Raw genomic sequence first — 9,214 nt, 5'->3', positions numbered from 1 at the left:
TTAACAGCGGCGTGTTCGCAAAATGAATTGCAAGGCGAGGTCACCGTATTGCGCTTGGGGCATACATTGGACACGCAGCACTCTGTGCATAAGGCAATGGAATACCTTGGAGAGCGACTCGATTACTATTCTGACGGTACAATGAGTGTGGTGATTTATCCGAGTAGCCAGCTGGGAACCGAGCGAGAAATTGTAGAACTGTTGCAGATTGGCTCACTCGCAATGACGAAGGTGTCGGCAAGCCCCCTAGAAGGCTTTGCTCCTGAAATGAAGATATTCAGTGTTCCTTACATTTTTCGCGATAATGATCAGGATGGATCAGTAAGGGCACATTCGAAAAGAAGTGCCGGGGCGTCAATTAGGAGTTTACCGAATGGCAACTAAAAAGTCAGTACAGCGTCAAGGGTTCAAAACAGGCGAATTTGTTGTTTACCCTGCACATGGCGTCGGCCAAATTACCGGTATTGAAGAGCAAGAAGTAGCAGGCATTTCGCTTGAGCTTTTTGTCATCAATTTCGAACAGGACAAACTCACCCTTCGCGTTCCGCTCGCCAAAGTTAAAAGTGTTGGTATGCGCAAACTAGCCGAAGACTCAGTCGTTGAAAAAGGACTGAAAACCGTAACCGGTCGCGCCCGCGTTAAACGCACAATGTGGAGCCGTCGGGCACAAGAATATGAAGCCAAGATCAACTCTGGTGACTTGATTTCAATCGCTGAAGTTGTGCGTGATCTGTTCCGCTCTGAAGAACAGCCCGAGCAATCATACTCAGAACGCCAATTGTTTGAAGCAGCGATCGATCGCATGTCACGTGAAATCAGCGTCGTCAATAAAATCACATTGACCGAAGCGCTGAAGCTGATCCAGAAAAACTTGGCAAAAAGCCCACGTCGTGGCGCAAAATCTGACGATGCAGACGATTCCGAAGAAGCCGCTGCATAGTTTTTAGAATACAAGAGATATCCAAATGGGGCTGGTCATTCGACCGGCCCTATTTTTTTTGTATAACCTTATAACTACGTCCCGAAATCAATTGGTCACCCGGCAGTAATCCATTGAGCACATTGAACAACGCACTTGCATCTGAAACGCCACCCATTCGCGCCACCAAATTGCTGACACTTTGTCCAGGCTTTGCCTCAACAACTTCCACTTCAAAATGTTGAATTTGCTTTAGATCCGCACTTCTTAATTTCCTGAAACTACCAAGTGTGAAATCAAAGTCTTTCTTTAGCCGCTTGTCTGCATGTTTTGCCGCAAAAATGAAGCGATAGACCTGCCCCTCAAACCGCACAACCGCAATTTCAAATGCCCAGTCTTTGGTTTGGGCTGACGCGGTGACCATAGGCACATTGTTGCGTGTGGTCTTTTGGATTGAGCTTTCACTCAATCCTGCCACCCAGCCCGATCTCAAATAGTCAGCCAGCAAAACACTATCGGGCACAAATACGCTATCAAAGCGCACTGCGGTGCCGTCTTTTGCCACGCCAACAACTGATGCGTTGGCGTTCGTCAACTCGTAACTGTTGGGCACAGCAAAGACAAAACCAAGGTTAGGGTGAATGTAACGTTGACCCGCTATAGCACCATTGTTCGGGTTTGGCCCAAAGGCCAGCCCATCAATGGCATCCAAATAGCGCTCGCGCTCTGTTGCGCCAATGCCCGGCGCACCAAATCCACGTGCAGCTTTAACGGCCAATTCAATACGGTCAGGTGTTGAAGGGTGACTAGATAGAAAATCATCACCTGATTGCTCTTTGGACTTATAGGCAGCAAATTGGGCCATAAGGCCTAAAAACCGGGCTGCTGCATGAGGGTCATACCCCGCTCGCCCAGCAATTTTTACACCCTCTTTGTCTGCCGCCAATTCCTGCGCCTGCGAGAAGGCAGCCAAAGAGAGTTTTGAGCGCGCTGCAGATTGATCCGTTTCAGGGTTGGCCCCCAAAATGCCGCCAATCACCCTATCGACAATTTTGCTGGTCCGCTCTCTATTGGAGCGCTCCCGCGCATGACGTAGCGTCAAATGGGCAATCTCATGCGCCAATACCGCCGCCAGCTCGGCTTCATCGTTGGCCAATGCTAATATACCACGCGTTACATAAATATAACCGCCCGGCAAAGCGAACGCATTGACCTCTTCACTGTCCAAAATCGTGACCGTGAGCTGGCTATCGCCTTCCCCTGCGGCCACAAGCAATTTGCTGGCCAATCGCGCCAGCATGATCTGCGCAGCCCTGTCATCATAGCTTCCGCCATAAGAAGCAACAATTTTTGGGTGTTCCCGCTGACCAATGATTTGATCGCTTGGGTCTGTACCTTCAGGCACCGCAGCACCGTCGCCCAACCGGCTAACGCCAACAGTTGGCCCGCCATCAAAAATTGTGGTGCAGCCCAATATTGAACCGCACAACAAACCAGCAATGATGATCCGATGAAACTGCATATTACTTAAACGCCAAAATTTCAATTTGCTCTGGATGAGTCACATCAATACGCGGACCATCATCCACATCAACCCAACCGCGCACGCGCACCAACGCATCGTCCAATTCTAGCAAGTTAATTCCAGCTTCGGTGAAATGTTTTACAACCCGTCGATCAATAACCGCTGTAAAGTCGGTTTTCCAATCTCGGCCAAAATTCAAATATATCCGATAAGCTGTGTCCCCAACACCAAAAATCCGCCCCTCCACCAATTCATAGTGTCCCTGCCGTTTTTCCAATTGCTGGGGTTTATGGGCATCACGCAACTTGTAGTAATCGTGGGTCCATATGTTCTTTGTGTCCACACGTGCTTGACGTTCGGCCAACAACAAATCGTCTAAACAATGCCGGTTGTCTGAAAAGGAATAAACCCGAGCCAGCCCCGCTTCAAGCAACGCGCGTTGCGCCCACATTTTTTTATCATCATCAATAAACATATGCCCAAGCACCCGACCATGCCGGTCCTTGCGCGCCCCGCCATAATAAATCCGAACATTTTCGCCCATGGCAAAATCGTATAAAAATGCCTGCGCTTCATCAGCAAATGGCCACTTGTCAAAACCAATTCGCCCCAAAGGCAACTTGGGCGCCTGCATTCCAATCAAGCGCACTTTTTCGCCGCTATCAAGAATAACAGTATCCCCATCCGTAACTTCGACAACCCGCCCCTTTGGGCCTGGTTTTAAGGTTTCACAGGCAAAAGCGACACCGCCAAAAAAAGTAGTGATGCTCATAATTGTCGCCAAGAAAAATCGATTCCGAAAGAATTCCAAGAAATAACGCGCCCCAATAATGCCAACTTTTAAACTCAGTCGCGATGTTGCATGAAAATAAGGCAAAAATCATCACCTATTCCGACTTTTCTTGCGCCAATACGCAAGCTATGTTGCGCCAGAGTGGTCCCGTAGCTCAGCAGGATAGAGCACCAGATTCCTAATCTGGGGGTCACGCGTTCGAATCGCGTCGGGATCACCAAGCCATTTTAGTGACCCCAACAATCATTGAGACCTAAAACCGAGTTTGCGGGCTTGCCCAATCGCGCAAAAAACCACTAGGTTGCCCAACCAAAACACCCTCACCTCAACGAGATCATGTCGCAATGAACAAATTCGCCCTTACTGTCGAGTGCAAATCCCAGCCCGGGGTTGTCGCCGCAATTGCAACCTATCTGGCACACAACGCCTGCAACATTACCGACAGCGCACAATATGACGATCTCGAAAATGGTGGTTTTTTCATGCGCATCAGCTTTACGTGCGCGACGGAAATGAAAATGGAGGGCCTAAGCAAAGGCTTTGATCAGGTTGCGCAAGCTCATCAAATGAAATTCGCATTTCATGACGAAACCAAAAAGATGAAAGTTGCCATTTTTGTTTCACGGTTTGGCCACTGCCTAAACGATATTCTTTATCGTTGGCGGATTGGCGCACTGCCGATTGATATTGTGGCGGTGATCTCTAATCACGATGATTATCAAGAGCTTGTGCAAAGCCGCAACATCCCCTTTCATCTGATCAAAGTGACCAAAGAAAACAAGGCCGAAGCAGAATCTGCTCAGCTTGCCATCATTGAAGAAACCGGCGCTGAACTGATTGTTCTTGCCCGCTATATGCAAGTATTGTCCGACCAAATGTGCCAAAGAATGTCAGGCCGCATTATCAACATCCATCACTCTTTCTTGCCGAGTTTTAAGGGCGCAAACCCTTACAAGCAAGCGTACGCAAGGGGCGTGAAGCTTATCGGGGCCACATCCCATTATGTTACCTCAGATTTGGATGAAGGGCCGATTATTGAGCAGGATATTGCGCGTGTCACCCACGCTCAAAGCCCAAATGATTATGTTGCGCTGGGCCGAGATGTTGAAAGCCAAGTTCTTGCGCGCGCTATCCACGCCCACATTCATCACCGTGCTTTCATCAGCGGCAACAAAACCATCGTGTTCCCGGCCAGCCCAGACAGCTATGCATCAGAACGTATGGGATAACTGATTATAGTATACCGCCCGGCGAACCGGGCGGCAATTTGTCAACTTAAGCAACCGCAAATGGATCATCCATCACACCCACAAGGTGGATGAGGAGTTCGCCATTGTTCGCATCAAGAGCTGCGGTGTGATAAGCATCAATCGCGTTCTTCGCCGCTGTGATACTACCCGCAGTGCCATCATAAAGCGCCATTGCAGCTTTGGCGTTATCTACATTGCTCATGCCTTTAATCACGGAATAATAGGCGCCAATGTTGGCCTTGTTCGTGAAGTAATCCACATCAGTTTGGCTGCCTGTGGCCGCCTTAGCACCGTTGATGATCGCCAACAAGAAGATCGGTTTGCTAACCGCTTCAGTGTTTAGCTGATTGACCCAATAGGCAAATCCTTCTGCGTCAGGCGCCCGGCCCAAGAAGTTATTGTAAACAGCGGTGACAAATCCTTCGGTATCATCAGGGTTCGTATAAAGCGCTTGGGTTTCGGGCTGAACGTAAAAGCTTTTAGCAATTTGCTCTTTGCCCATGCCTTCACTCAAGCGTGTACCCCAGTAGAACAGACCCTCGGCATCCGGCGCACGATTGAAATAGGCGATATACATTTCAATAAAGGCTGAAAGGTCCGCAGATGAAACATTCACCACCCCGTCAATTGCATCCAGATTCACATCCTTAGTGCCAGTTTGAAAATCAATTTTCTCAACGGCAGTCAGACTGTCAGTGCCTTCTGCCCCTGTCCGGTCTTGAACAGTCGTTGCAGCGCCTTTTGTAATGGTCAAAGAGAACTTTTTCGCTTCGCCAGCATAAATAGCTGTGTCTGTTCCAGCACCACCATCAAGCGTGTCATTGCCGCCATTACCTGTTAGACCGTTTGCAGCGCTGTTTCCAATGATCGTATCAGCACCATTGCCGCCAATAGCGTTTTCAATGACAACATTTTGCGCAATGGTGAAACCGCCTTGAATGCCCCCGATCCAAGAGACATGTCCCCCAGCGTTCGCGCCTTCCAGCGTTGCAGCACGCAAATCAATGGTCATTGCATCATTTGAACCAGCGCCCGTAATGGTATCTGTGCCGCCAGTGTCCCAAATGGCATCCCAGCCAGTACCAACCTGATTGGCCGTTGCCAATGTGTAAATATTGTCGCCGGTTTGTGCATCCCGCGCGCCATAGAGCATTTGCGCGGCCGCAATATCAAATGTCATCGCGCCGGCAGCTTCACCAAAACTAGGACCTGTGTTTTGCTGACCGTCCCAACCCGCAACATAAGACATGACTGTCCAGATTTGCTGATTGAGATTATCTGTACCTTTTTCCTGATCTTGGCCAACCGTTACCCCCGGAAACGGCTTACCACTGTGCGGATGATACAAGCCAATCGCATGGCCGATTTCATGCACCATGGTTGCAAAAGTATTGCCACCAGGCGTGATATTGTCAAAGTTTGTACCCGTTACGCTGTAAAAAATTGTAGGCGGGTTCACGCCATCTGCGGGCGCTGTTGTTTCGCCCAGCACAGTTTCAGATTCATTGAGTGTTTGAATGAAATCAGCCTGCGCCCGGTCTGTTGTCAAGGCAAAATCAATGTTGGCCACGTTAGACCATTCGGCAAATGCCGCCGCCGCCTGCGTTTTTTCCGCATCACTCCAAGCCCGTGCGCCAGTGTCGTCAAAATAATACTTTAGGGTTGCGCCCGTTTCCCACTTCACCGGCTTTGGGTTATTTGGTTCTGTCGTCAATCCAGCAACAAAATCATTTGATGGAATTGCATCCACCACCACAAAGTTTGCCATTGTATTTGTCCCCTCGCAATGCAAAACATGTTAACGACAAATTGGATCAGAAAACCCAAGTTGGCAACTGGTTTGTGGCGCCCTTGGGTCCATTTGCGTTGGATAGGCATAATGAAGCACCAGCAACGACTTTTACGCATAACCAGAAGTTTTGGCATTGCCCTGGCCATTTACGTCGCCAATTTCACCCCCATAAATGCAACGGAACAGCAAATGAATATCTGTGCGGCCCAATCCATTTTGATCGCAAACAACTCCTCACACTGGGTGAGCATTCTTGGGATAAGATGGTTAGATGAAGCAAGCAATAGTTGGATCGTTCAGCCGATCAACAATGAATATATCCGCCAAAACAAAACGCTAGACTTGACCGTCACGCCCTGGGGCATTGCGGACGTCCAAACCTTTTATCAGGTAAAATATAAGTTTCTTCAAAACGAGGATCGAATGGAATGGTCTGAGATTAAAACATCATCTCAGGTCCACGTGCCAGATTGTCGTGTTGGTGACGAGATAGAAATCAAAATCGTAGATTTGCGCTAGCGCTACACCGACAAAGAAAACAATCGGTGCAGCGTCACAATCTAAACGGCAAATGGATCGTCCATAACCCCAACAAGATTAATCAAAAACTCGCCATTGTTCGCATTAAGCGCAGATGCGTAATAGCCATCAACAGCGTTCTTGGCCGCAGCCAAACCCGCATCGCTGCCATCATATAGTGCCATTGCAGCCTTGGCATTGCTCACTTCGCTCATGCCCTTAATGACGGAAAAGTATGCACCAATATTGGCTTTGCCCGTAATGTAGTCCACATCTGCCGGATTGCCTGTTGCAGCCTTTGCGCCATTGATAATGGCCAGCATAAAAATATCGCGTGACACAGAACCCGAGTTCAGCTCATCAACCCAATAATTAAAGCCAGCGGTGTCCGGCGCACGGCCCAAGAAGTTATTGTAAACCGACGTCACAAAACCCGTTGTGTCATTGGGGTCTGGATAAAGCGCCACCGTTTCAGGTTGCACAAAAAAGCTCTTAGCAATTTGGCTGAGTTCCATCCCATCATTCAAGCGCGTGCCCCAATAAAACAGACCCTCTGCATCCGGCGCACGATTGAAATAGGCAATATACATTTCGATAAACACAGTTAGATCCGCAGGTGCAACATTTACCACCCCATCCAACTGATCCAGATTGATGTCCTTGCCGCTTGCAAAATCTATATTTTCCACATTTGAAACAAAATCCGTGCCCTCCACGCCCTGACGGTCAGCAATACTTGTGACCCCTGATTTTGTCAGGCTCAGCGAAAACTGAGATCGCTCGCCAGCATATTTGGCCGTGTCTACTCCAGTGCCGCCGTCAATAACGTCACTGCCACCGGCACCCATTATAATATCATTGCCAGCCCCGGCACGCACGGTTTGTCCCGCACCATTGCCCAACACTGTTTCAGCAAATGACGTGCCGACGAATTCTTCGATGGTCGTATCGTGATGAATTTGCAGGTGAGGAACTTTGTCACTTGTTGTAAGGGCAATCCACTCTTCTAGACTATTGGAATAAACATCAAGCGTTTGCCCCAACCCAAGGGATAGGCCCTGGCTGAAATCAAACAAAACACTGCTCAATTGCCCAGGTAGTTGCAGAGTTGAAGCGTCAACAATGTCATATCCCGCATTGTCAGCAAGGACGAATGGAATGGCAATCGGCACATCCCAAACTGTTCCAGTTTTGCCAGCATCGCCCTTTAGATTGAGTTTGTAGGTATTGTTTTCAAAGGTAGGCTTCGCGCCATAAATCTTTAAAAGCGCCTCAATATCGAGCAGCCCAAAGAACGTAAAATAGCCCTTGCCATTCTGGTCAGTATAATAGGCATTATTGTACGACATGATGCTGAGCATTGTGGTGTCTAAATCATAGCTCAAGCGTTGTGCGCTACTTCCCGAATAGTCATTTGGATGATTTAGACCAAGCGCATGTCCAAGTTCATGCACAATTGAGCCAAGCCCAAAGTCGCCAATATTGTTGTTTGTTTGTCCCGTGGCGATAAAAACGCCTTGTTTTGAAATGCCTGGATAATCCGCATACCCTCCGGGTTTCATATTGTGTTTGCCAAACCCCAGCGTTGCGGAACTGCCAAACACCTCAACAAAATCGATGTTCAAAAAACCTTCAAGATATTGCAGAATTGTGCGCGTAAATGCTTGTTCGTAGGCGGTAAACTGTTGGAAATTCGTCGCCTCGCCATCCGGCACATAAGGTTGATAAACCCGCCCATCATCCTGCGCAAGAAACCCAAAAGTGACTGTGGTGCTTGTTTGCTTGAAACCGCTGTTCAGGTGATGCCAGTTCGATGAAAGTGACGAAACCTGATCTGCAGCTGATAAGTTATTCCAAACGTTGTAATTGGCCATATGTCTCTCAAAAGATTAAATGTTTTGGGTCACAAACACGGGTTGTCAATTTGATAGATGTCTAGGGTCGAGCAATGCCGAAAACCTTCAAACAAATCACACAAGCACCAAACGCATAGGTCAGATTTTAGTCAAAACAAAAGGCAAAACTGTGACAGTTTTGCCTGTGCGATTGTGGCGAATAGGCAAATACCTGAACTATTTGGCTTGGCAAACTTGGTTGCGCCCATTTGCTTTGGCTTCATAAAGAGCAGCATCAGCACGGCTAAGCAATTTGTCGATGCTCTTATCTACTTCTCGATATTCAGCCACACCAAAGCTTGCGGTAATGAGTTAGCATAAACGTCACTACCGCTGTCCGTAATGAGTGCTGGTGCGCCCCGGGTCAATCCGCCTACTTTGAAAATGACGAGATTGGCAACGTTACTGATAAGTACCAAGCCAAATAGGAATTTGACCAGATTGCGTCGGAGCATCAACCATACGCTGACAGACATCAGCACGCCGACCAAAAGGCTGAGTAAAATCTCCATTAAAGCTCT

10 protein-coding genes and 1 tRNA gene are annotated in these 9,214 nt (G+C 48.3%); 5 read left to right on the top strand and 6 right to left on the bottom strand.

Features of this window, described 5'->3' with window-relative positions; genetic code table 11:
- On the top strand, nucleotides 1-384 hold a 384-nt coding region (dctP, locus tag Q0231_RS03175), incomplete at its 5' end, for a TRAP transporter substrate-binding protein DctP (protein ID WP_299344977.1).
- Nucleotides 374-940 (top strand): CarD family transcriptional regulator, encoded by a 567-nt coding sequence (locus Q0231_RS03170; RefSeq protein ID WP_269395088.1) that lies wholly within the window; start codon nucleotides 374-376, stop codon nucleotides 938-940. The genes dctP and Q0231_RS03170, both read left to right, overlap by 11 nt.
- Nucleotides 941-989: 49 nt before the next feature.
- On the opposite strand, the gene Q0231_RS03165 is transcribed toward Q0231_RS03170, so the two are convergent.
- Together Q0231_RS03165 and Q0231_RS03160 are read right to left on the bottom strand one after the other, a co-directional pair.
- Entirely contained in the window at nucleotides 990-2,441 is a 1,452-nt protein-coding gene (locus tag Q0231_RS03165) for a M48 family metalloprotease (RefSeq protein WP_299344973.1), read from the bottom strand.
- A gap of 1 nt (nucleotide 2,442) precedes the next feature.
- Complete coding sequence (locus tag Q0231_RS03160) at nucleotides 2,443-3,216, bottom strand: thermonuclease family protein (RefSeq protein ID WP_269395090.1); 774 nt, start codon at nucleotides 3,214-3,216, stop codon at nucleotides 2,443-2,445.
- Between the two features lie 164 nt (nucleotides 3,217-3,380).
- Between Q0231_RS03160 and Q0231_RS03155 the strand changes: the two genes are divergently transcribed.
- Both Q0231_RS03155 and purU read left to right on the top strand, forming a co-directional pair.
- Nucleotides 3,381-3,457: transfer RNA gene (locus Q0231_RS03155), tRNA-Arg, on the top strand.
- A 124-nt stretch (nucleotides 3,458-3,581) separates the two neighbouring features.
- Nucleotides 3,582-4,466, top strand: coding sequence for a formyltetrahydrofolate deformylase (gene purU, locus Q0231_RS03150; RefSeq protein ID WP_299344968.1), 885 nt, complete (start codon nucleotides 3,582-3,584; stop codon nucleotides 4,464-4,466).
- A 46-nt stretch (nucleotides 4,467-4,512) separates the two neighbouring features.
- On the opposite strand, the gene Q0231_RS03145 is transcribed toward purU, so the two are convergent.
- Nucleotides 4,513-6,255, bottom strand: a complete 1,743-nt coding sequence (locus tag Q0231_RS03145; protein WP_299344965.1) for a DUF4214 domain-containing protein — start codon at nucleotides 6,253-6,255, stop codon at nucleotides 4,513-4,515.
- A 111-nt stretch (nucleotides 6,256-6,366) separates the two neighbouring features.
- On the opposite strand from Q0231_RS03145, the gene Q0231_RS03140 reads away from it, so the two are divergent.
- Nucleotides 6,367-6,798 (top strand): hypothetical protein, encoded by a 432-nt coding sequence (locus Q0231_RS03140; protein ID WP_299344962.1) that lies wholly within the window; start codon nucleotides 6,367-6,369, stop codon nucleotides 6,796-6,798.
- 41 nt (nucleotides 6,799-6,839) lie between these two features.
- Here the strand turns inward: Q0231_RS03140 and Q0231_RS03135 are convergent, their stop codons facing one another.
- The 3 genes from Q0231_RS03135 to Q0231_RS03125 all read right to left on the bottom strand — a co-directional run.
- Nucleotides 6,840-8,672: a DUF4214 domain-containing protein gene (locus Q0231_RS03135; protein ID WP_299344959.1), complete on the bottom strand. Its 1,833-nt coding sequence runs from the start codon at nucleotides 8,670-8,672 to the stop codon at nucleotides 6,840-6,842.
- A gap of 198 nt (nucleotides 8,673-8,870) precedes the next feature.
- On the bottom strand, nucleotides 8,871-8,984 hold the full coding sequence (locus tag Q0231_RS03130; protein ID WP_299344957.1) for a hypothetical protein: 114 nt from the start codon (nucleotides 8,982-8,984) through the stop codon (nucleotides 8,871-8,873).
- A partial coding sequence (locus Q0231_RS03125) for an NADH-quinone oxidoreductase subunit K (protein ID WP_299344954.1) occupies nucleotides 8,963-9,214 on the bottom strand: 252 nt, incomplete at its 5' end. The genes Q0231_RS03130 and Q0231_RS03125, both read right to left, overlap by 22 nt.

This window comes from uncultured Maritalea sp., from assembly GCF_937139385.1.
Lineage (GTDB): Bacteria > Pseudomonadota > Alphaproteobacteria > Rhizobiales > Devosiaceae > Maritalea > Maritalea porphyrae_A.
Note: the sequence above shows the minus strand (reverse complement) of the source record. Positions and strands in the feature narration are given on the sequence as shown.

Bases quoted from the DNA above. Each gene is read 5' to 3' on its own strand.
- Q0231_RS03170 (WP_269395088.1), top strand. From the start codon at position 374: ATGGCAACTAAAAAGTCAGTACAGCGTCAAGGGTTCAAAACAGGCGAA.
- Q0231_RS03165 (WP_299344973.1), bottom strand. From the start codon at position 2,441: ATGCAGTTTCATCGGATCATCATTGCTGGTTTGTTGTGCGGTTCAATA.
- Q0231_RS03160 (WP_269395090.1), bottom strand. From the start codon at position 3,216: ATGAGCATCACTACTTTTTTTGGCGGTGTCGCTTTTGCCTGTGAAACC.
- purU (WP_299344968.1), top strand. From the start codon at position 3,582: ATGAACAAATTCGCCCTTACTGTCGAGTGCAAATCCCAGCCCGGGGTT.
- Q0231_RS03145 (WP_299344965.1), bottom strand. From the start codon at position 6,255: ATGGCAAACTTTGTGGTGGTGGATGCAATTCCATCAAATGATTTTGTT.
- Q0231_RS03140 (WP_299344962.1), top strand. From the start codon at position 6,367: ATGAAGCACCAGCAACGACTTTTACGCATAACCAGAAGTTTTGGCATT.
- Q0231_RS03135 (WP_299344959.1), bottom strand. From the start codon at position 8,672: ATGGCCAATTACAACGTTTGGAATAACTTATCAGCTGCAGATCAGGTT.